This window comes from Micromonospora radicis (genome assembly GCF_003583405.1).
Lineage (GTDB): Bacteria > Actinomycetota > Actinomycetes > Mycobacteriales > Micromonosporaceae > Micromonospora > Micromonospora radicis.
In genome coordinates, this window is record NZ_QXEC01000041.1 from 1 (window position 1) to 24732 (window position 24732).

Here is a 24732-nt window from a genome sequence, read left to right on the forward strand (position 1 = left end):
GCGTGGGCGGCAGAGAACTGGCGAAGAACTACACGCCTATCGCATCCCGCAACTCATTGCAGACGATACGTGACCAGTTGAGCCCAGCCGCTCAACATATCCTGGATGCCGAGGCGGAGCACATCCGTCAGACTTTCGTCAATACCCTCACCAACACTTTTCCGGACCGCTACCCGGACGACCCGAGCGGGCCGAGGCTCGGGCCGCTGAATCATCCCGATGTCGGTCGCTACCTGGACAGCGCCCTGCTGAACGATGCGGCGCAGATCGAGCAGTCCGATGCACTGAGCATCGGCACGACGTTGCCCGACTTGGACTACAGCCGCCCTGGCAAGCCAGGGCTGGTGGTGGTGGAACTCAGATCCTTCGGAGACCACCCATTCCTGGATCTCCAGCAGCTCGATGCGCAGTACCGCGAACTCGAACAGCTTGTCTCCCACGTGGTCGCCGAAGCTGAGCGGCCGCCGATACAGCGGTTGGAGCAGTGGGTTGATGCGCGGGAGGCGGCGGATCGCGAGGGGCGGGCTGACGTGCTGTCCTTGGAGGATTGCTTGGAGCGGGCCGGGGAGGCCTTCCATGCGATGCACGGCCGGTCGGGGAACATCGTGTCGGCTGACGAGGTTGTGACCCGGCCGTCGTTGGGGCAGTTCGTGTCAATGCTCGGTGGTGAACTCATCGATGTAGCGGGGGTGAATTCGGTTCAGTTGGCGGCGGGGATGGCCGACGGTGAGATGTTGCTGGTCTACCGCCCGGCAGATGCGTATGGTCGGCCGGCGCACGTCTATTGGTTGGTGTCCGATGATCGGGCCTGGCCGAGCACCCTGCGGTGGGTGGATACCCAGCAGCCGGGGCTCTTCGCGGAGACGGCGACTTTGCACGACAGCCATGGTGCTGCCCTGTCGCGGCCCGGCACTCAGGTGTTGAAGCTTGATGCGACGGGGCACCCGGTGGAGATCACCGAACTTGTGTCGGGCGAGGCGTCGAGGTTGGTAGATGCTTTGGTCGATCCCTCGCCGGGCCGTCGTCGGCCCGGCGCAATCGGGTTCGAGATCGAGTTGGCCGTACTCGCTTTCGGGAAGAGGGATCGCCGGGGGGACGAAGAGGACGAGGGAACTCTTGCGACGGCGCCCGGTGTCGAGCTTGCTCTTGACTGGACCGCCTTTCATGTAGGCCCGGGTGGCAAGATTGTCAAGGGCCTGGGTCGGGGGACTGAGGAACGTCCGGCGCTTCCGATTGTCGAGGTGATTTCCGAGCCCATCGCGATTCTGCCCGGAGAGGTGGGCATACCGGGTCGAGTGGGGGCGGAGCAGGCCTTCGCGGATCTGATGAACGTCATCGAGGCGTTCTCGGTCACACCCATCGCGATGGAAGGGCATTTGCATACGTCCGGGGTGAAGCTGTCGGAGTTGTGGTTGGAAGACAGTGGCTTCACGCTGTCGGAGGCCGCGCGTGATGTGCAGGTGCTTCAGGTCGAAGGTTTTGCCGACCAAATGTATGTTCAGTACACCGTCGGGGTTCCCCTGGCGGGGATACAACCGTTTTTCCAGTGGCTCGCTGATCAGGGCGAGAACCGCGCTTCTGATCGGATGGAGCGGCTGGAGCAGAGCATCCCCTTCGGGGATGTGGTCGGGAGTCGGTACTGGGCCTGGCGCCGTATGCAGGTCGCGCAGTTGTCAGAACGGCCTTCGGGGGCACAACTCGCCCTTGAAATGGCGGCGATCAAGGGGTTTGCGGCGTTGGTCTATACGCAGGTTGCCGCCACGCTTGATCAGGCCGATGGTGGCGGCCTGCCCAAGAATCACGCCTTCGCGGTGTTGCGAAACCCGATGGCAGCTGTTCGGGCAGATCTGCCGGAGGCGGTGCGGGAATATCTGAATGATCAGTCGGCCGAGGTCCGGGCTCTTTTCGAGTGGTCGTTGTCCTCTAAACTGGACTATAAGTGGTTGAACGACACCGACCCGGATAACCCATACTCTATATCGGAGTATATAGACAACGCGTTGCTTGACGTGCCGTCACGCCCGATGGACCAGGAACAAGCACTCGGCATGGAGGACCCCAAGGGGTATTTTCAGCAGCTTGACAACGTGGTTCCCGGGGGACTGCCACTGGTGTTGCTTGAACTGCGTTCCACGCCGGGACGTGGGAGCCTGGCCCAACAGTCGACCCTTCAGCAGGACTTCGCGCAGCTCACTGATCAGCTCCGCAAGTCCTATGCCGCTGCCGTCGCCCTCAAAAATGCTGCCGAGCCGGTCCCGCCGCCAGGCGATACCACCGTTGCGGATCGGGGCCAGGCGGGTGGAATGCCGGCTTCGTCGGATCTGCGAGCGAGCGACGACGTGTCCGATAATGACGACACGTCCTCATTGGGCGATGAAGCAGATCTGTCGTCCGTTGACGATGACCATGATAATCCGTCCGACGTCGACGACGATGCGTCCGATCTCGACGATGGCGGCGGGATGTCGGACAACGACGTCCGCTGGTTGTCAAGCAATCCCGAGGGTGGCATCGAATGGTCGGCGGGCGAAGGTGGCCAGCCGTCGTCGGAGGATGAGGGAGTTCGTGGGCGGTCGCCCGACAACGATGATGCTTGGCCGTCGTCGGACGAGGAAGACGGCGATCTGGGCGTGGGGGCTTCCGCGGGCTGGGCCAACCCGGCCGGCCGGGCCGGCACGTGGCCGTCCGGATACCTCGGCGCGGAGTCGGGGTGGCGGGATGGGCCGCCACCTGCCCTCAACGGCGATCCCGCGTGGTTGGCGGGGGTCAACCCGTTGCGGGAGGAGGGTGGTGATTTCCTGACGAACTGTGTGCTTGCCGCGATGGCTACGGATATGGCGTTGCAGGATCGTGGTCAGTTCCGGTATCAGGTGCCGCCGTCGGGTCCGTTGGCGTTGGCGGATCTGGTGTCGTATGCGAATGATTCGGCTCGGGGTCGTGGGGCGGATCAGGTGCGGTTGGGGTTTGTGGCGTCGACTGCTGGCACGTTGCGTGATGGTTTGGCCGATGCTGCGCCGTGGAGCCGGGGCTTCGTGGTGGTGGATGGTGATGGGCCTGATCGTCCTGCTCATGTGGTGAATGTGGTGCGGTTGGGGCAGGAGGTCGTGTTTGTTGACGGCCAGTTGGGGCGGGCGGTGGTGCCGCCGGATGATGCGAAGGTGTTGTTCCTGCCGTTGACCGATGGGATCGAGGTCGACGGTGCTGCGGTGGATGGGGGTGTGCTGGCTGATCGGGAGGCGGCGGGGGCTGGTTTCGAGGCCGAGACCCTGACGAGTCTGGTGCTGCCGGCGCACTGGACCGAGACGCAGATTTGGGGGCTGGGCACCCTGGTCCAGGGCGAGGGTGTCAAGATCGTGGTGGATGCTGGGCCGCAAGGTTGGATCGCGGAGGTGGTGTCGGAGCCCGCGGCCGTGCTGCCGGGCGAGACCTCGAAGGTGTCGATCGCCAGGGCGCTCGGTGCTGCGCAGGTCGCGATGGCCGCCCTGAACGATGGCACCGGCCGGACGCTGCGGGACGCGTTCGATGGCTACCCCGGCTTTGTTGTCCAACCAGTTGCGGACCAGATCACTGTTGGGCCGAAGCAGAGAGCTAGGGCCCCGGGCCGCACCGCTGAGAAGGAACTCTTCCCGCACTACACGGTCGGGGTTCCCATAGCCGGGCTGCCTGAGCTGCTTAGTCTCGCTCAGACTGAGATGCGGCACCAGCATGCAGCCCCCGTGTATGCCAAGTATCAGGTGCGCAATGCCCTCAATTTCGCCGCCGATGTCGCCAGCGACTATCGGCGTGGCGTCACCGGTGATGACCAGCGCGACCTTGACGTGGCAGCGCTCACCGGTTTCCTGGCTCTCACATACACCCAGGTCGCTGCGGTTGTCGGTGGTGTGGTCAATAAGGACGTCGGGCCACTGCCGAAGAATCACGCCCTCGCGGCTTCGCGTACCGCCTTGTCCGCAGTGCGCGAGGCGTTGCCGCCGACGGTTCGCCAGTTTGTGGAAGCGAACGCGGACGGGCTGATCGCCATGCTGGCCGATCACTACGTGAATTGGAGTCAGGCGTGGGCGAATCAGAGTAATTTCGACCTCGGTGATATCACCAAGATTGTATGGGAGTCGGCAAAGAACGGGCAGAACTTCACGGTGGAGGAGTACCTGGCGAGTGCCTTCGGGAAGTCTGGGGAAATAATTGACCAGGGCACGGCCCTGGAGATCCGTACCAACATGACCACCCTGGACACCGATCTCCCCGACATGCCGCTCGTCGTTGTGGAACTGCGCTGGTTTGGCGACGATTTCGTGAGCTTCGACGGGCTGGAGAAGAAGTTCGACTCCCTCGTCGACTGGGCATGGTCGCTGATGGCCACCATCGATCAGGCACAGGGCGAACAAGCGCGTGCGGAGGCGGAGCGCCGTGCGCGTGCGGACGCGGAGCGTCAGGTGCGTGCGGAGGCGGAGCGCCGTGCGCGTGCTGAGGCCGAGCGTCAGGTGCGTGCGGAGGCGGAGCGCCGTGCGCGTGCGGACGCGGAGCGTCAGGTGCGTGCGGAGGCGGAGCGCCGTGCGCGTGTCCAGGCGGAGCAGGCTCGTGTGGAGGCCGAGCGTCAGGCGTGGATCGAGGCTGAGCGCGACGCGCGGAGGCGGGCCGAGAGTGCCCGTGCGGAGGCGGAGCGCCGTGCACGTGCCGAGACCGAACGCCGGGCGGTGGAGCCGCCCCTCGCCGAGGAGCCGTCGGGCAGTCAGCCGCGTCGTCGTGAACGGATACGGAACTGGCTGGGTTCGCTCGGGCCGTCGAACAGGGATGACAACGGCGATTCTGGGGAGCCACCGGGTACGGGGCAGAGTTCGAGCGGGCCTTCTCGGCAGGGTGGTCTCGGGCGGTTCCTGAACTCGCAGGCGAGCGGTGGGCCGGTCCGGGGCCGGGAGGTGGATGCCCGGTTCCCTTGGTTGGGCCTGATCAACCCACGATGGCGCGAGGGCGGAGAGTTCGGCACGAACTGTGTGGTGGCGGCGATCGCGGCCGACATGACCCTGGCCGACGTGGACGGTTACGCATACCAGGCGCCGTCGTCGGGACCGACGCGGGCGACCGACCTGGTGGCGTACGCCAATGACCGGGCCCGCGGCATCGCGCCGGACCGGGAGCCCTTCGGCTTCATCGCGGTGTCGGACCCGGAGGCGGTACGCCTGGCGATGGCGGTGGCACCGCCCTGGTCACGCGGCATTCTCGGCAGCGTGGACTCGGACGGTCGGGCGCATGTGATCAACGTGGTCACGCTGGATACCCCCGACCCGACGACCGATAGTGGGCGCGAGGTGGCCTTTCTCGATGCCCAGTCGGGCACGCGGGCACAGTTGCCACCCGCCGGTGTGGAGCTGTACTTCCTGCCGTTGACCGATGGGATCGAGGTCGACGGTGCTGCGGTGGATGGGGGTGTGCTGGCTGATCGGGAGGCGGCGGGGGCTGGTTTCGAGGCCGAGACCCTGACGAGTCTGGAAATGCCGGAGCACTGGAGCGACGAGGAGATCTGGGGACTGGGCACCCTGGTCCAGGGTGACGGCGTCAAAATCGTGGTGGATGCTGGCCCGGATGGTTGGATCGCGGAGGTCGTGTCGGAGCCGGCAGCCGTGCTGCCGAACGAGACCTCGAAAGTGTCGGTCGCCAAGGCGCTTGACGCCGCCTACACCGCGCTGGCCATCCTGGCCAGCGGTGAGGGAAAGACGTTGTCGGAGGCATTCCGCGGCTACCCCAATTTCAGGCTCCAACCGGCTGCGTACGAGATCAGTATCGGGCCGCAGCAGACAACAATGGCCCAGGGCCGCAGTGTCGAGCGTGATCTCTTCACGCACTTCACGGTCGGCGTGCCGGTGTCCGGCCTCGTTGAATTGCTCGAATTTGCGGTGGAAAATTCGACGGGCAAGGGCGTCCGCCAGTACGGCGAGCGTCAGGTGCGGGCGGCGCTCGACTTTGCCGACAAAATCGAAAATGTATATCTGCGTCGGCACGGAAATGTTAAACTGGACGGAACCGACCTGGATGTGGATGCGCTCAGGGGTTTTCTGGCGCTTACGTACACCCAGGTCGGCGCGATCGTTGCCGGTATTGTCAACGGCAGGGTTTTGCCGAAGAACAATATGCTCGCGGTCTCTCGGACCGCCTTGTCCGCAGTGCGCGAGGCGTTGCCACCGAAGGTCCGGCAGTTCGTCGAATCGAATGCAGATGAGTTTACCGCCATGCTGTCCGGTCACTACGTGGCCTGGAATCAGACGTGGGCGCAGAAGTACGGCTTTGAAATCGGCGATGTCGCCAGCCTTCAATGGGATTCGCCGAGCGGCGACCGGACCTTTTCGGTAGGCGAATACCTGGCAAGTGCCTTCGGAAGTTCTGGTGAACTGATCGACCAGGGCACGGCCCTGGAGATCCGCACCAACATGACCACCCTGGACACCGATATCCCCGGTATGCCGCTCGTTGTTGTGGAACTGCGCTGGTTCGGCGAGAGGTTCAGGAGCTTCAGCGAGCTGGAGCGGACGTACGACGATCTCGTCGACTGGGCGTCGAGGTTGATGACCAACATCGACTCTGAGCAGCAGGCACAGGCGTCGAGCCAGGCCGAACAAGCCCGGGCACAGGCGGCTCGTGAGGCCGCTGTGCGTCGCGCGCAAGCCACCGTCCGCGGATGGCCGACCGGCTCGGAGCGGTCCTGGACGCAGCCGCGGTCCCGGGAACTACGCCGGATCGACGCTGGTGTCGAGCGGTTCCGGGCTGCGCCGTCGACCGAAGCCCTCCGTGAACTCCAGCAGGCCATCGCGGCGTGGTCGGACATCAAGCAGGGCGGATCGTCGCGGCAGGTGGCCGTGGATGCGCTGCGGGACGCGGTCGACATCCTGCTGGGTGGCCAGCAACCGACCGGGCGGCGTGATACCTCAGCCGCCGATCCTGCCGCGGCCTACGATCCGCGCAACACGGGTCTGCGGATGCACGCTGGCTCCGGGACACCACCGACCGTTGCCGAGTTGCTCGGTGCGCTCAACGCGGCGTACGCCCCGAACGCCGTCGATGTCGGCGGGCCGGCTGGCCCGCGAGGCAGCGAAACGGTGAACGCGTTGGGGCCCGACTACCTCGGCCGGCGCGCCGCTGCGCCAGCGCCGGAGTTCCTGCGCGGATACAACTTCCGGAACCTGAAGTCGTGGCAACGGAGCGCATTCTTCGCGAGCGTCTCGCTGACTCGGGATACGCCACCAAGGGCGGCTGACCTCACCCCAGGACGGCTACAGCGCGATGACCGCAGCGTCGTGGCGGCGCGGGAACTCAGGGACGTCGGGCGGATGCGGTCGTTCAAGGGCCGCCGCATCCCGCGCATCATTCACTCCATCTGGCTCGGTGGACCACTCGGGGAGCACGGCGACCAGGGTGCCTTCCGCCGAAACCTGGAGCATCACGCCAGAGCGTCCCGTGGCTACCAGACCGTGCTCTGGACCGACGTAACCCGGGCGGAGATCGCCGCCGCCCGCGCCGGGCAACCGGTGCCGGCTGCCGGTACCCGCGCAGCCGAAGTGCTCCACATGGTCGACTGGGCGCAGCAACACGGGATCCAGCTGGTGAACGTGGACGAGATCTTCACCCAGGACAATCCCATGTCGACCGAAGCGCTGTACAAGAGCGAGCTGGTGAAGGGCGTTGGGCCGGGCTACGCCGCAGCCAGCGACCTGCTGCGGATGGAGATCCTCGAACGGTTCGGCGGGGTGTACTCCGACGGCGACAACCGGCTGCGCGTGGGAGAGGACCTTGACGAGTGGCTCAGCCGGGCGGCGACCGAGCCGCTCGGGTTTGCCTTCCCCCGCACCGACGGAAGAGTGACAAACGCGACAGTCATCGCTGCGGCAGCGACCGGCCTGGGGGATGCGTACGCCGCGTCGGTTTCGGACAACTACACGCGGGACGCGACGTCACTGGTGACACGCGGTCAGTCGGTCGCGGGCGCAGTGGCGGCAACCATGTCGCACTCGTACCAACGGGTCCGGCTGATCACGCTCAACCGCACCGGTCCGTCGCCGAACGTTTTCAATTCGGTAGCTGAGCACTTCGGCTGGGCCCGCAGTCACGAACTGCCCGACGCAATGGACGCCGATGCCCAGGCAGCGGCCGAGCGGGCCCTCGATGAGCAGGCGCGGGTGTCAGCCGCTGTGGGGAATATCGAGCGGGCTGCGGCGCAGGCGGCCCAGGCGGCGGAGATGGCGCAGACGGCGGCGGAGTCGGCGGCCGAGGGGCCGGGCAAGGCAGAGTTGATCGCTGAGGCCGCAGCGCAGGCCCGGCGGGCCCGTGACTTGGCGGAGGAGGCCGATCGAGCCCGGCTGATCGCGGATCGCAACGCCGAGGAACAGGCCGAGGCGGCCAACCCGTTCCGGGTGGAGAGCCAGCAGGCATGGCTGCACCAGCAACCTGCGCCGACGCCCACCGTCGATCCGCACACCACCCGTCAACGCGTACTCGACGTCGCATCGGCCCTGATCACCGAGTTGCACGACAATCCCGGCAACCTCAACCTGGCGCTCGTCCAGTCGGCGGTCGAGCGCGACGCCAATCCGGCCGTGGTCTGGGACACGGTGATCGAGTTCCTCGCCAGCCATGACCAGATACGCCGGATGGTCACCACGGTGAGCTTCGCCTTCGTCGACCGTGCGGGCGTGCCGGGGGCACCGGTTCAACTTCCCGCCCGAGCCCGGGCTTTCCTGGCCCCGCAGGCGGCACCGTCCGGCGGTGGCACCCCCCCCGACCGGGGTACGGCAGGTACGCCTGCGTCGGCCCGCCGAGGTCGACCAGGCGCGGTCGGTGCCGTCGTTGCCGCTGGGGACGACGGGTGAGCCGGTGGCTGTCGTGTCGGAGGTGCGTAAGGGGCCGGATGGTCGGTGGTTGGCGGATGGGCAGCCGTTGGTGGTGCGTCCGTTGGCGGAGGCTGGTCGTGATGGTGTGGTGTTGTTGAGCGATGACGATCTTGCGAGAGTGCGGGGTCGTTCGCTCGTGACGCCGGGGAGTGCGCCAGCGGTGTTGGTGCATGGCGCCGGTGCGGTGGTGCATGCACCGGTGCGGCGGGCTGATGGTTCGACGGGGATGGTGGGGTTGACGCCTGCGCAGCTTGCGGTGGTGGTGGCGGACAGTTTGCCGGATCGTGAGTTGTTGGCGTTGGTGTCGTGTGCCGTTGGTGCGGTGGAGGGTGGTTTCGCGCAGCAGTTCGCGGTGGCGTATGGCGGCGATGTGTTTGCGCCGAGGACTGATCTTCGGGTGGGTTCCGGTGAGGTGCCGGGTGGGTTGGTCACGGAGCAGGGTGAGCCGTGGGCGTTGTTTGTTGCCGACAGTGTGGATGGTCAGGGTTGGGATCTGCTGAATGATGAGGTGGGTCGGCCGTTTGACGGTGTTGAGGCGGTTGATTCGGGTCGGGGTCGGTCGCGTGGGTCGAGTGGTGATGGGCTGACCCTCACGACCAACCCGGATGATCCGGCGGTGACGACGGCGATCCCCACCGCAGCAGACTCCGCAGCAGAAAGCGCATCGACTCAGTCCTCGGCGGTGGACGATGCGTCGGGCCAGGTCATCTACGACGAGCCCGAGGCCATCTCGGTTGACTCGCCGCCGGCCACGGATGCCGCAGGGCCCGCTTTCGCGGCCTTCGTCGACGAGGTGCGTCGGGGGGCTGACGTCCGTCTCGTTACCGCCGAGCACCTGTACGACATTTTCGTCGAGGCCGCCGAGGCGGACTTCGTGCGGGCCAGCGGTGTTGTCACCCGGATGCACAGTTGGCTGAACCGCCTGCGACTTGACCTCGCTATCGACAACTTGCGGTCGGCGCGTGAAGCCCTCGGCCCTATCGGCGGTCCGGTCACACCCGGCACGGACGACGGTATCCGCGCCGTGATCCGGGCGATCGACGAGGTGAGCGCCCTCTCCGAAGAGGCAGGCAAGCAGGTCAAGGAGGTGCTGGAGGACCAGGCCGTCCGGGCGCACATCGCCGAGAAGACCGCCGAGCAGCGGGCGAAACTGTCCTCGTACGTGGACACGGTGCGGGGCCTCATCGACTTCCTCACGCCAGCGGTGCTGCCGACCGGAGCACCGGCCGTGCCGGCGGCGATCGCCGCTGCCCTGGACCTGGCCTCCACGGCTGCCCTGGATGCGTACACCAGTTGGCAGCGGCAGGTGTTCCTGGCCGAGCAGTCCAGCGCCGAGGCGCTCTACGCCCACGACGACGACCCGTTGACCCTGGCGCGGATGGCGATCGACCAGCAGAAGCAGGGCTTCGCGCATGTAATGTCGCTGGTCGGGATCGGCGGTGCCTACATACCCGGCTGGTCGATCGTCTCCGCTTCCATCACGAAGGTGGTGGACGGATATCTGGACGAGCGGCTGGCACTTGCCGAACGCGCCGCGCAGACGCCGGACCCTGCGTCCGGGGAAAATTCGGACCCAGCGACCACCGAGGAGTCTGCGGCCCGCCGCGCCGCGCGGCGGGCCTGGACCGAGCTGCGTAAGGAGGTGCAGGCCAAGGCAGGGGACCCGGAGGCGCGTAAGACCATCATCGACCAGGTGCAGGGCAATGGCGACATGCTGGACATGGCGGGGGTCGGGGTGGACCTCGTCGTCGCGGCCGTGCTCGGGGCGGCCCTCGAACTCATGCCGCCCGATCCGGCCACGCCGGTCACCGGCGCGGACCTGCGCGCGATGATTCTGACAGTCACCGGGCACGAATCGACGCAGCAGGAGACGGCCACCAGGCTGGCAGCTCCCATTCGTGAACTGGGCATCGAGATGATGCCCAACGACCTGCCCCCCACCGATCACGCCGGCCGCAAGGTGGTGCGGTACCGGGCGACCGGGGCCGACGACCACTACCGCGTCGCCATCGACTACCACGGCGCGTACGTGTGGGGCTCACTGAGCCGCAGCGGTGACCGGAGGTTCACCCCGGAGGCTCCCTTCCTCCTTCCGGTCACGTCGCGGAAGTGGCTCAACCGTACGATCAACGCCACCGGCTACGTCGAGCGGCTGCCCGGCGTCGAACCGCGTACGGTCACCGGTACCTGGCACAAGCCGTTCCCCAACCAGAACAACTACCTGTTCATCGACGCGGACGGCCATGCCGAATGGGTGGCGGAGATGGTCCCCACCGGTGGCATGAACAGCGACGAACACAACGCGTATCGCGAGTTCAGCAGCCATCCTGACTGGATCAGACCGTTCATCTGGGACCCGCCGGACGTGCTCACCGTGGACTTCGCCGAGCACCGGACCGAGCCGCAGGTGGACGCCTGGGCGCTGTGGCTCTTCGCGGATCATGCTGCCCGGCTGTTGCTGGCCGATCCAAGCACCCAGGTGATCGTCGAGGGGGGTCGCAACCAGTCGTACGGCGTGCGCCCGCTGATTGATCTGGCGATGCTCAGTCAGCACGAGGACAACGCGACGCTCCGCGCGAAGTCGGTACGCGACCTGCTGATCGCGCAGCTCACCGAACGGATCGCCACGCTCCGCGAGAACAGCGAGCAGGACGGGAACGCACCGGCGATCGACCAGGCCGTGACCTGGCGCAGCCGCGGCGACAATCTTTTCGGCTCACAGGCGCCACGCATTGCCGCGACCCGGGTCGCACCGGTCGGCGCTGAGCGTGCCCGGCTGTACCGCCAGACGTTGACCTGGATCGTGCAGGCCGCTGACCTGACTCCCACCGTCCCCGGTCGACCCACGCTGCACCGGGCCCGCAACACGACACTGTTCCACACGGTGGTGCCGGACCCGACTCGTCCGGCACCAGGGCAGGCGGGTGCGTTCGGCACAGGAACGCTGGCGGCCGGTCTTGCCGCGGCGGCGCGGGCGGCCTTCGCCGTTCCCCACGTTCCCCTGCCGAAGTCGTTGCGGATCGATCTGGTGGCGAAACCCGACGTGCTGGGACTGGCGCTGTCGATGGGTGCGGTTTTCCTGCTGCACCCGATCAACCCTGCGGTGGCGCAGGACGTGGTGCGAGTTCGCGCGCAGGTGGGCGACCGGTTCACCTATGGTTCCTACCTGCTTGGCGTGTTCGACCAGATCTCCCGGGCCGAGTTCATCCGCAGCAGCCCGTTCGCCGCCGCGAAGGTCGCCAGGCAACGGTGGCTGCTCAGCCAGGCGGTGGCCCGGCTCGCGGGGCACCGGCATGCGCTGTCCCAGCCCACCGACACCTGGACTTTCGAGCAGTGGAAAGAGGTCTTCGATGACCTGAGGAGTTTCGGTGCCGTCACCGAGCGGGCCGGCCACCAGGTCAAGGCCATCATCGAGCGGGACGCCGTCGCCGCGTGGGTGAAGAGCAAACCGAGCGCTCAGCGGGACCGCTTGGAGTCCTATCTCGGGTACGCCCAACAGTTGCTGGGTTGGGTGGCCAACGCGACGCTACCGACGGGCGTGGCGGCTGCCCCGGCTGCTGTCGCAGCCGGTGGTAAGGGAATTGAGTACGCCGCGCTCACCGCGTACGACAATTGGCGGCGCGACAGTTACCTGCGGGAGAACTCCGCGCCAGAGGTGTTCCTGGAGCATGACGGCGAACCGCTGCTCATGGCCGAGGCGATCATCGCGGAGCAGAAGCGTGGCTTCCAACTGCTGCTGTCCCTGGCCGCCATCGGTGGTGCCTACGTGCCGGGCTGGCCGATCGTCGAAGCGGCGCTCACAAAGGTCGCTGAGAGGTATCTGGACGAACGGCTGCGCATCATCCGGGAGAATCCCGAAGAGTTGGTGCCTGAGGCATCGCAGTTGTCAGACAATCCGCAAACCCGCTGGCAGAAGGCCACTGCTCGACTCTGGGTCGGCCTGCGGGAGGAAGTGGAGGCCAAGAGCAAAGACCAACAGTCGCTGCTCACCGTCGGCAAGGCGTTGACCGGCGACGTGGACATGCTCGGCCTGATCGGCATCGTGTCGGACGTCGCGGTCGTGGCCGGCGTCAGCGCGGTGCTTGCCGTCTTCCCGCCCTCGCCAGCCGAGCAGGTGACCGGCGAGCACCTGCGCAAGATGATCCTGCAGGTGGTCGGCAACAACCCCGAGGCGAGGGTGCTGACCCCGCCCGAACTACCCGACCAGAACTGGAGCGCGGACAGCCTGCTTTCGGGTATCCCGTCCGAAGTGCTCGGCGGCCACCGTGTGCTGCACGTCACTGGATCGGAGCTGACCGTTGACGTGTTCGGATCCCGAGTCCACGGTCGCCTTGACAATGGGGCGTTCGTTCCTGACACGGTGGAGCGCGAGGACTTCGTCGGCCAGCCGATCTGGCTGAAACGGTTCGTCGGAGCGGACCACTACATTGAGCATGTCGCGGACGGCAGCCGCCGCCGGGTCGACGGCAACTGGTACCAGCCCTGGCCGGGTCAGGCCAATTACCTGTTCGTGGGCCGGGACGGTCGCGTCGAGTGGGCCCAGGGGATGGCACCCAGCGGGCTGATGAACAGCGACGAATACAACATTCAAACGTTGCTGAGCCAGCAGGAGCACGCCGGCTGGCTCAAGGAGTTCCACTGGCAGGCACCGGAGTCGCTCGGCGTCGCGGTCACCGAGGACGAGACCCCCAGCTATGACGCGTGGGCAATGCTTCAGTTCGCACATCAGGTCGCGAACCTGGCGGCTGATCCGTCATCACCGACCATCGAGATCGTGATCGAGGAGAGCAACGGCAGGGGGAGCGGACTGACCGCGGTGCTCGGTGCGCTCACCGATGCGGACGCCGAGCGTGCCACGTCCCGAGCCCAGGCCACCCAGGAACTGCTCCAGCAGGCACTGGAGCGGGAGTGGCGGGCGGCACACGAGACGCGGTTGGTGAGTGACGTTCCACCGCTTCCCATTTCCTTCACGATCGTCCCGCGCACCGATGACAGCGGCGATCAGACGCGGGTGCGGATGGCGACTCGGGATGACGCGACGGCAGCGCCCGGGGTGGAGCCGAGTGGCACCGCTGCGGCTGACACCGCATCGACGCCCCCCACCCCCCAGCAGTTGGCCAATGGCATCGCCCTGCTCACGTCCGACGACGCGACCCATCTGGCGCACGCCCAGGCGCTGGTGAGCACGGAGCACTACCTGGTCTTCGCCCACGGCACCACGGATGCGCTCCTGCTCGGCACCGACCGGATCTCGGCGGACCAGCTCGCCGAGATGGTCCGGGCCGACCCGACCTGGAACCAGCAGCCCATCGTGCTGATCTCGTGCGAGACGGGCCAGAATATCGACGCCGGGTTCGCCGCCCAACTGGCGCAACTCCTTCCCGGTACGACGGTGACCGCCCCGAACAGTGCCGCGTGGACCACTGCGGAGGGCCAGGCGTTCGTCGCGTCGATGGAGTTCGACGCGGATGGTCGTCCTCGCCCGGGCTCGGCCCCCTCCGGCCAGGGTTGGCGCACGTTCGTCGCGCAGCCGCAGAGCGGTGACTCGGGCGGATCCAGCGGCACGAGCCGGCCACCGGTGTCGGTGCGCGAACAAGGACCGGAACTCGGCGTCGGCGGGGACGGTCCCCGCGCGCCGTACGACGGCGTCGACGCCGTACCGTGGCTGAAGCGGGACAGCATTGGCAGCCCACCGATCTCCCCCATGTCGCCTGCCTTTCCCCGCAGCCCCGAACAGCAGAATCGCGACAGCTGGGAGTCAGTCCGCAAGCGCCCGGACGAGCGGCGCGGAATCGACCCGACCCCCGTTGTCGAGGAGCGCGGCGAGACGGCCGCTGTCGTCGAAGAACTCGGCGGCCCGGACGTGAACAGCCTGGATCCGGCCGGCACCGACGTGGCGTCGCTGCGGAAGTTGCTCGACGCTACGTACCGGGAGCACGCCAGTGTCGGTCCGCAGCTCGGCCCGGCCAGCGGCGCGACCGCTGTCTCGCTCGGCGCAGACCATTTCGGGTTGCGGACCGCGCCGCCCGCACCGCAGTTCCTGCAGGGCTACCCCTTCGGAGACCTCAAGCCCGGCCAGCGGACCAACTTCTTCCGGGCGCTGTCGCTTACCAGCACGCAGGGTCCGACGGCCGATGCCCTCGCCCCGGCCGCGTTGCCCTTCGATCCGGGCAGCGTCGTGACCGGTCCGCCGCAGCCGGTCCAACCCGGTGCACCGGCGAAGGACCGGCGTATTCCCCGGACCCTGCACACGATCTGGCTCGGTGGCCCGCTCGGCGGGCATGGCTCCCAGGGCACCTTCCGCGACAACCTGGTGAAGTCCGCCACGGCGTCCAACGGCTATCAGGTGGTGCTCTGGACCAACGTCACCCGCGAGCAGATCGACCGGGCCCGCAGCGCGGTCCCACCGCCGGCACCCGGCACGCCCGAGGCGGACATCCTCGACATGGTCGCCTGGGCTACCGAACACGACATCCAGGTACTCAACGTCGACGAGGTCTTCTCCGCGGAGGCGCCGATGTCGACCGAGTCGCTGTACAAGAGCGAAGAGATCAAACGGATTCCGTCCGCCTACGCTGCCGCGAGCGATCTGCTGCGATTCGAGATTCTCGAACGGTTCGGCGGCGTCTACACCGACAGCGACAACCAGCTCGCCGCCGATCTGGACGAGGAGGTTCGCAAGGTCTCCGGCACGCGGGAGCTGTTCGCTCTGGCCCGCCTGAACACCCGGGTGACAAACGCGGCGATGATCGCCGCCGCGGGTAGCGGCCTGGGCCCGGCGTACGCGGCGGCCGTCTCGGCGAACTACACCCGCCCGGCGAACGTCAACATGGTGCGCTCCACGGCCTGGGGCGAGCCGCCGGACGACATCGCCCCCGAGGTTCTCGGCATGACCGCCCGCAACGTCCGCACCGAGGTGTTGACCCGGACCGGCCCGTCGACCAACGTGTGGACTCCCCTCGCCGAGACTCTCGGGTATGCACATCGAGTGGATCTCCCGTCGATGGGCGACGACCTCTTCACGGTCCGATCGGACAGCTCCTGGCTGAAACCGCCACCACCGGTCCCGCCGGTCGTCGATCCCGCAGCGACGCGGGCGCGCGTGCTTGAGGTCACCTCCACGCTTATCGCCCAGTTGCACAACAATGCCGGCAACCTCAACCTCGCCCTGGTCCGTCCGGTGGTGGAGCGCGATGCCGACCCGGGCGCCGTCTGGACGGCGGTGATCGAGTTCCTGGCCAGCCGCCCCGAGCTGCGGTCCCTGATCACGTCGATAACCGACCACCGCGCCGACGATCCGAGCGCGCCGCCGCTGGTGCTACCGCCGGCTGCCGCGCGACTGCTCGGCGACCGTCAGCCAGGCCGGGTGCTGCGGTTCGACGAGACCACGGGTTCGATGTCCGAGGTCAGTGCCCCGGATCCGTGGCGACGGGTCAGGCATCTGTTGCCGGACGGCACGTCGTGGGTGCGCCTACTGGACCCGGCCACCCTCGTGTCGACGCTGGGGAAGTGGGCGGGAACGGTCAACCCGTGGCATCGTCCACCGAATCGATCGTGAAGCTGGAGATCACTGTGACCAGTCCCGACATCACCCCGGCCGATAGCCGGCAGCATGCGGTAGCCGTGGGTGGCGTGCTGCCGACCTACCAGTTCCTTCCGGTGTTGCCGCAGCGGGCCGGCACCGCGATCCCACCCGTGGTGGACCTGACCGTCGCGCACTCATGGTCGGGCGCGACCGACGAGGCGGACGACGCCGCTGTGGCGGCGGTCATGGCGGTGGCAGGTTCGGTTGCCCTCTGGCGGGCCTGGCGTCGGTACCGGACCGTCGACGACGTGGTACGGGTCTACGTCGTCGAGGTCGATCGGGTTGCCGGCAGCCTGCCCGCTGTCGGTACCGCTATGCAGTCCGCGCTGGCGGGCGTTGCCGTGCTCGACTCGCAGGTCGAGGTGTACGGAACCGGTGATGAACTGCCCGCCTACCAGCGCCAGGCCCGGGGCGCGTCGGCGCTGCTGTGGACCGCCGTCCCGACCGAACCCGTCCGGATCGCCCGCGTTTTCGACCGGGTCGATCCGGTCACCGGTCCCGCCTTCGATCCCGCTCACCCCCACCTGGACGCCCCGGAGATCCTCGCCTATCTCGACGCTGGCGCCGCGCTGCTGGCCACCACGCAGCGGATGGTCGACGTGCTGGACCCCACCCGTGGGCCGGTGGTACCGATGTCCTACCGGACCGATGGGCAATGGATCTGGACCGATACGGTGTCGTACTACCTCCGGGAGCACCGACTGGCACCGGACGCGGAGCTGCTGGAGCACATCCGGGAACACGGCTCGCGTCCGCCCGCCGTCACCGCGGTCGGGCTGCACCGCGCGCAGGCCGCCCTCTTCGCACCGGCCGACGTGGCACCAGCCTGGACGGCGGCGTAAGGCCCGGCACCGGCCGGCTACTCATGTGTTCACCGTGCATTGACTGGATGCCGACCGGCGCTTCCTAGCCTCCAGGCGTCCGTGTGTCGTTCGGCACTTGCCGACGACGCGACAACTCTTTATGGAAAGAGCCGACGGTGAACCGAACGCTCCACCGGGTCGGGGCAATGTGTGCCGCGCACCCGTGGCGAACCCTTACCGCCTGGATCATTGCCCTGGTGGCGGCCGTGGTGCTGGGCGGTGCGGTGGGTGGCACGCCCCGCGACGACTACGACGTGCCCGGCACCGCCTCGCAGGCGGGCACGGAACTGCTCCGGGAACGGTTCCCCGGGCTGTCCGGCACCGAGGCGCGGGTGGTGGTCCACAACCCGGCCGGCGGCCAGCTGGACCCGGCGCTGCTCGATCGGGTGGTCGATGCGCTGCGGGCGGTGGACCAGGTGGGCGTGGCCGGTCCAGCCCAACCCTCCGCTGACGGTGACACCGCGATCATCGACGTCCGCTACACCGTGCCGGTGACCGACCTGGGTGCCGACGCGATGGACCAAGTGCGTGCCGCCACCGGGGCCGCGCGGGACGCGGGCCTCCAGGTGGAGTACGCGGGCCAGGTGCCGGAGGGGGAACCCACCGAAGGTGGCCTGGGTGAACTGGTCGGTGTGCTGGTCGCGCTGGTGATTCTGATCATCGCGTTCGGTTCGGTGCTGGCGGCCGGGTTGCCGATCGTCGCCGCGCTTGTCGGCCTCGGTATCGGCTCCTCCGGCATTCTGCTGCTGGCCGCCGTGACCCAGGTGAGCACCACCTCGCCGTCCGCCGCCGCAATGGTCGGCCTGGGCGTCGGCATCGACTACGCCCTGCTGCTGGTGACCCGGCACGTCGAAGGGCTGCGAGCCGGCCTGGCGCCACAGGCGGCGGCGGCCCGGGCCACCGCGACCGCCGGGCGGTCGGTGCTGGTGGCCGGCGCGACCGTGCTGCTGTCGCTGCTCGGCCTGATTCTGTCGGGCCTCGCCGCGTACCGGACCTACGGATTCGCCACCGCGATCGTGGTGGCGACGGCGGTGGCGGCGGCGGTCACCCTGGTGCCGGCGCTCTGCGCGGTCTGCGGGCGGCGGATCGTGCGCCGTGGCCGCCTCGATGTCACCGAGCCGCAACGGCCCCCGTTGACTGCGCGCTGGGCGGCGCGGGTGGGTCGCCGCCCCGCCGTCTGGGCGGTGCTCGCCCTGGCCGTACTGCTGCTGCTCGGTGCTCCCGCGCTGACCATGCGGACCTGGCCGCAGGACGCGGGCAGCCAGCCCACCGAGAACACCGTTCGCCGGGCGTACGACCTGATCGCCGCCGAGTTCGGTCCCGGCGCGTACGCCCCGCTCGTGGTGGCCGTCGACCTGGCCAAGGTGCCGCAGGATTCCGTACCGGCGTTGCAGGACCGGATCGCGGCGGTGCCGGGGGTCGCGACGGTCTCCGAGCCGCTGCTGTCGCCGGATGCCACGGCGGCCGTGCTGACCGTGCAGTTGGAGTTCAGCCCGCAGGACGAGCGCTCCGGTGAGCTGGTGGACCAACTCCGGGCGGAGACGTTGCCGGCCGGCGCGGAGATCACCGGGGTCACCGCGGTCTTCGTCGACATCGCCGACCTGCTGGCGGAGCGGCTGTGGCTGGTGGTCGGCGTGGTCGTCGGGTTGTCGCTGCTCCTGCTGACCGTGGTGTTCCGCAGCATCCTGGTGCCGGTCAAGGCCGCGCTTGTCAACCTGCTCAGTGTCGCCGCTGCGTACGGCGTGCTGACCATGGTCTTCCAATGGGGCTGGGGCGGGCAACTGCTCGGGGTGGATCATCCGGTGCCGGTCTCCACCTGGGTGCCGCTGCTCCTCTTCGCCGTCCTGTTCGGACTCTCCATGGACTATGAGGTGTTCCTGCTTTCCCGGATCCGGGAGGAGTGGCTGGCGACCGGTGACCCGTTCCAGAGCGTCGTGCGCGGCCTGGCGGCCACGGCCCGGACGATCACCGCCGCAGCACTGATCATGGTGGTGGTCTTCGCCGGGTTCATGACGAACGCCGACATCGTCACCAAGATGATCGGGGTCGGGCTGGCCACCGCGGTCGCCCTGGACGCCACGATCGTCCGGATGGTCCTGGTGCCGGCGAGCATGATGCTCTTCGGTCGGGCCAACTGGTGGCTGCCCGGATGGCTGGACCGGCTGCTGCCGCACCTCGGCCGCCGGGGGAGCGCCGAGCTCGACGACCCGGCCGACGCCGCGCCGGCAACCGAGGAAACCGCGTCGCTGGAGCCGGCGGCCTCACGCTGACCCACGCGTGGCAGCACCGGCCCGGCACCGTGTCCGGGCCGGTGCTGCTTGCGGCGGCAAGAGGTGAACAGGGGCGGGGGTCCGGCCGTAGTACTGCTGACGGCCGCCAGCCGTTTCAGAGGAGGGATGTGTGGCACCCATGGTCTCATCGGGCACGTCGCAATCCGGCCTCCCGACCGCTGACCATGTGCTGGCCGAGCGGGTCGGTGAGCGCCTGCTGCTGCGTACCGCTCGGGACGAGCCGCTCGCGCTGCGGGCGTACCTGCAACGGTTGCCGGCGGATCCGCAGCGGCAGGTCGTCCTCGTCACGGCCGCGGCCGGGCTGGCCGGCGGCTTTCCCGACGCGCTGGCGATCGTCTGTGCCGGCAGCCCGAAGCCGGTCCGGTTGGTCATGCTCGGCGTATTCCCCTCCACCGCCACCAACGTCGATGCGCTGCGCTATCTGGTCCAGCTGCTTGGCGTGCCGGTCACCGCGCCGGTGACGCCGGTGGTGCCCGGTGTGGAGCCGGGCCCGTACTGGCTGACCAGCAGACCCGGCCAACCCGAGCAGTACGAGTCACGTTGGCCATGGCCGACCAGTCCTGACCCCGCGTCGCCGCCCGCGCCCGCCGGCATCGCGCTGCCCGATTCGGTCGAACCTGCTCAGCGTACGGTCAAGCTGCCGCTGCTGGCTGCTCGGGAGGTCTCGGCCGAGCGCACCGTCCTCCTTGCCCGCCCCGGCGCCCCGCCTGCTCCGCCGGTGCCAGCCGTGCCGCCTGCCCCGCCGGTGCCAGCCGTGCCGCCGGTATCGCCCGGGGTAGCGGTGCCGCCTGCGCCCCCGGCTCCGGTTGTGCCGTCGGTTCCGCCCGTCCCGGTGTCGGCGACGTTGCGCGCACTGCTCCGGCCGAGGAACTGGCCGCACGCGGGCGCATGGATCGAGAGGCCCGCGGTCCCGGTGCCGCCTGCCATGCCGGACCCGCCCGGCCAGGACGCTCCTCATCAGCAGTTGTCGGCTCCGCCAGCGCCCGCATCGGCGGTGCCCGTGACCGCCGAGATGTCGCCGGACGTGGCGGAACCCGAGGCTCTCCACCAGCCGGTTGGACCGTTGCCGCCGGCCACCGACCCCGCTGGCGCCGGGGCCGCAGCCCGGCGCACGCCGGTCTGGATCGACAATCGGTCGTGGCGGGAGGAGGACCGCGCGGTGCTGCGGACGACGCTCAACGGCCGATACGACGCGCACGTCCGGGTGGTCACCAAGACGCTGGCCGAGGAGCCGGGCCTGCGGGCGGCCGGTGCGTCACCGGACCTGGTCGCCGGGTTGGTCGCACTACGGGCGTACTGCGCAGATGATCGGAACGAGGTGAACCGCTTTCTGCGTACCGGTGCTGGCGAAGAACGCGCAGCGGTGGTCGCCCGGGGAGTCGCGTACGGCCTGCGCTACCTGCCGACGGTGCTCGGGCCGGTCTTCCGCCCCGGCCGAATCGGTGTCGAGACGCTGGCGGCGTACCGGCCCGGTCGGGTGCTCGCCGAGCCCGGCCTGCTCGACGTGCGGATACCGCCCACCACCGTTGCCGACGCGACCGTCCAGTTCGTGATCTGGTCGGTCAGTGCGCGCCGGCTCGGCCGGCTCGACGTCGATGGCACTTCGGCCGCGTTGTTCCCGCCGGCCAGCCGGTTCGCGGTGCTTGCCGTCGACCATTCGAACGATCCGGCCGACGTGCCTCGGGTCCTGCTCTGCGACATCGCCGGCGCCGCCGAGGGTCGGCCGGCTGCCAACTCGGAGCGCATGCTGAACCGGATGCGGGCGGCCTCCCAGGAGACGAGAGAACAGGCCCTGGCGGAGGCGTACGTGTCCGGCGCACCGGGCCTGGATGAGACCGGGCATCCGTACCGGGAAAGGGAATCCGATGAGCCGTGATGTGCTGACGGTCTCGCAGACCGAGCCCGGCTGCTATCCGACGATCTCGGCCGCGATCAGCGCCGCAGGTCCGGGCGGCACCGTGATCGTGCAGCCGGGGCGGTACCGCGAGCAACTGCTGCTGCTGTCCTCGGTGACGCTTGTCGCCGAGGACGGCCGAGGCACCGTGGTGGTCGAGACCGACGAGGTGGTGGCGTTCGCCAGCGGCGGCACCAACGTCCTGCGGGGACTCGTGCTGCGTGGCGGTGGTGACCGCCTGCCTGCCCTCCAGATCGCGGCGGGCACACTGGAACTGGACGACTGTGAGGTCAACGGCAGCGGTGTGGTCGCCGTGCACGCCCGAGGTGGCAACCTACGGCTGCGCGGCGGTGCCGTGACGAACCCGGCGGGTGCGGGCGTGCTGGTGGAGGGGGAAGCCCAGGTCGAGGCGAGCGGGGTGACCGTCAGTGACATCGGCACCGCCGCCATGCTGATCACCGGCACGGCCGATCCGGTCTTCCGGAACTGTGTGGTCAAGGACGTGCGTGGCCCCGGTGTGCACAGCGCCGCCGGCAGCCGGGGTCGGCTGCTCGACTGCGAGATCAGTGCGGTGGACGGCCCGGCGGTGGCGGTCGACGGTGGGGCGTTGGTGCTTACCGGTACGACGATTCGGGACACCGTCGGTGCCGGAGTCGTCGTGGTCGCCGGCACGCCGGCCCTGGACGGGTGCGGCATCGAGCGCACCGGTGGGCACGGCGTGGTCGGCACCGGTGGCACGATGGCGATGCGTGACTGCCGGGTCAGCGCGCCGGCCGGCAGCGGTGTGCTGCTCACCGAGGCGGCCCGGGGCAACTTCGTCGACTGTGACGTGGCCGGCGGCCTCAGCACCGACGGCATGGCGGAGCCGACGGTGCACGGCGGCGTGCTGCACGGCACGGCGGAGCAACCGGGCCTGTCGGTCCAGGGTGAGGCGCGCTGTGTCGCGGAAGGGGTCACGGTCCGCGCGCAGCGGCACGGGGTGTTCGTCGCCGGCCAGGCCCGCGCCGAACTGACCGACCTGACGATCATGGCAGCGACCATCGCCGGTGTCGAGGTGGGCGAGCACGGCCGGGCTGAGCTGCTGCGTTCCCGGGTGCAGGACTGTGCCACCGGGCTGCTGGTCACGGCCGGCGCGCTGACCGTGACGGACACCCGACTGCGCGGCGGCTCCTGCGCTGTCGTGCTCCAGGGTGGCACGGTGGTGATGGCGGGCTGCGACGTCACCGAGCCGGCCAGGGCCGGCATCGTGGCCGCCGGTGGCTCGTCGCTGACCCTGCGCGGCAGCCGGGTGCACGGCAGTGGTGGGCCCGGGGTGCGGTTCGAGGCCGGCAGCCGGGGTGGTGTGGACGGGTGCGAGATCTTCGACAACGTCGGGGCGGGACTGCTGCTGGAGACCAACGAGCCGGTCGAGGTGACCGGCACCAGACAGACCGGCAACGAGGCCGAGCGGCCGACGGTCACCGCGCCGCGGGAATCGGCCCGTACCGTGCCGGTCGCGGCGGCCAGCGTCGATCCGGGCGTGCCGGTGGCCGGGGCCGCACCCGGGACGGACGCCGCCTCGGTGCTGTTGGCCCAGCTCAACGGCCTGGTCGGTCTGGCCGGAGTGAAGCGCGAGGTCGCGACACTTGTGGGACTGCACCGGGTGAGCCAGCGGCGGGCGGCGGCGGGCCTGCCGTCACCGCCGATGTCGCGGCACATGGTGTTCGCCGGTGCGCCGGGCACCGGAAAGACCACCGTGGCCCGGCTCTACGGCCAGATCCTCGCCGCGCTCGGCGTGCTGCGCCAAGGGCAGATCGTGGAGGTGGCCCGGGCCGACCTGGTAGCCGAGCACCTTGGCGGCACGGCGGTGAAGACCACCGAGAAGTTCACCGAGGCGCTCGGCGGGGTGTTCTTCGTCGACGAGGCGTACACGCTGGCCCCGGTCGACAGCGGCGGGGGCGGCGGGCACGACTTCGGGCGGGAGGCGGTCGACACCCTGGTCAAGCTGATGGAGGATCACCGTGACGACGTCGTGGTGATCGTCGCGGGCTACTCCCCGCAGATGCGTACCTTCCTGGCCGCCAACCCTGGCCTCTCCTCCCGGTTCGCCAAGACCATCGAGTTCGAGAGCTACTCGCCGACGGAACTGCAGACGATCGTCGAGAACCTGTGCAGCACCCACCACTACTCCCTGGACTACGACACCCGGCTCGCGCTTGTCGACCTGTTCCGGGCGATGACGCGCGGCCCCTCGTTCGGCAACGCCCGGGTCGCCCGCCAGGTGTTCGAGGAGATGGTCGGGCGTCAGGCGTTCCGGCTCGCCCAGCGGCCGGACGTCGCCGGGGTCGAGTTGGCCCAGCTGCTTCCGGAGGACCTCGGCCGCCCGGCGGAGTCCGTGGCGACGGCGACGACGCCCTCGACCGAGGTCGGCCGGTTGCTCGACCAGTTGGACGGAATGATTGGGCTGGCCGAGGTCAAGCGCGAGGTGTCCGAGTTGATCGACGTGCTGGAGGCGGCACGGGCCCGGCTCGCCGCCGGGCTGCCGGCGCCGCCGGTCTCCCGTCATCTCGTCTTCGCCGGGCCACCCGGCACAGGCAAGACCACCGTGGCCCGACTCTACGGCCAGATCCTCACCGCACTCGGCGCGTTGCCAACGGGTCAGCTGGTCGAGGTGGCCCGGGCCGACCTGGTGGGGGAGTACGTCGGGCACACCGCCCAACGCACCCGGGAGGCGTTCGAGCGGGCGCTCGGCGGGGTGCTCTTCATCGACGAGGCATACACCCTCTCGCCCGCCGGCAGTCAGCAGGACTTCGGGCGGGAGGCGATCGAGACGCTGATGAAGCTGATGGAGGACCACCGTGAGGAGATCGTGGTCATTGCCGCCGGCTACGACGCGGAGATGGCCGACTTCCTCGACGCCAACCCCGGTCTGCGGTCCCGCTTCACGCGACGGGTCAACTTCGTCAACTACGCGGCGGACGAGTTGGTGGCCATCGTCGAAGGGCTGGCCCGTACCTCCGGCTACGACTGCCCCGGGCCGACGCTCACCGCCCTGCGGGCACATTTCGAGGTGGTGCCCCGCGGCCGGTCGTTCGGCAATGGCCGGTACGCCCGGACGATGCTCGACGAGATGATCGTCCGGCAGGCCCGCCGCCTGCGGGCTGCGACCGCGCCCACCGTCGAGGAGATGCGCGTGCTGCTACCGCAGGACGTCACTCCGGCGTCGACGGTGGCACATTGACCG

6 protein-coding genes are annotated in these 24732 nt (G+C 68.9%); all 6 read left to right on the forward strand.

Annotated features, from left to right (window positions below; translation table 11 throughout):
• The first annotated feature begins 77 nt into the window (after positions 1 to 77).
• The 6 genes from D2L64_RS25585 (at position 78) to D2L64_RS25610 (ending at position 24729) form a co-directional block, all read left to right on the forward strand.
• A complete protein-coding gene (locus D2L64_RS25585) occupies positions 78 to 8855 on the forward strand; it encodes a TcdA/TcdB catalytic glycosyltransferase domain-containing protein (protein WP_233559146.1) in 8778 nt (2925 codons plus the stop codon).
• Positions 8856 to 8859: 4 nt separating this feature from the next.
• Positions 8860 to 16434 (forward strand): glycosyltransferase, encoded by a 7575-nt coding sequence (locus tag D2L64_RS25590; protein WP_147376312.1) that lies wholly within the window; start codon positions 8860 to 8862, stop codon positions 16432 to 16434.
• 14 nt (positions 16435 to 16448) lie between these two features.
• A complete protein-coding gene (locus D2L64_RS25595; RefSeq protein WP_147376313.1) occupies positions 16449 to 17303 on the forward strand; it encodes a hypothetical protein in 855 nt (284 codons plus the stop codon).
• Positions 17304 to 17521: 218 nt separating this feature from the next.
• Positions 17522 to 19594 carry an MMPL family transporter gene (locus D2L64_RS25600; RefSeq protein WP_199714778.1) on the forward strand — a complete coding sequence of 691 codons (2073 nt, stop codon included), beginning with the start codon at positions 17522 to 17524 and terminating at the stop codon, positions 19592 to 19594.
• Positions 19595 to 19724: 130 nt separating this feature from the next.
• On the forward strand, positions 19725 to 21491 hold the full coding sequence (locus D2L64_RS25605; protein WP_147376314.1) for a hypothetical protein: 1767 nt from the start codon (positions 19725 to 19727) through the stop codon (positions 21489 to 21491).
• The gene (locus tag D2L64_RS25610) at positions 21481 to 24729 is read left to right on the forward strand and encodes an AAA family ATPase (RefSeq protein ID WP_119579767.1); all 3249 of its coding nucleotides are present in this window, start codon (positions 21481 to 21483) and stop codon (positions 24727 to 24729) included. Before D2L64_RS25605 ends, D2L64_RS25610 begins: the two co-directional genes overlap by 11 nt.
• The last annotated feature ends 3 nt before the right edge of the window (positions 24730 to 24732 follow it).

Bases quoted from the DNA above. Each gene is read 5' to 3' on its own strand.
- D2L64_RS25610 (WP_119579767.1), top strand. From the start codon at position 21,481: ATGAGCCGTGATGTGCTGACGGTCTCGCAGACCGAGCCCGGCTGCTAT.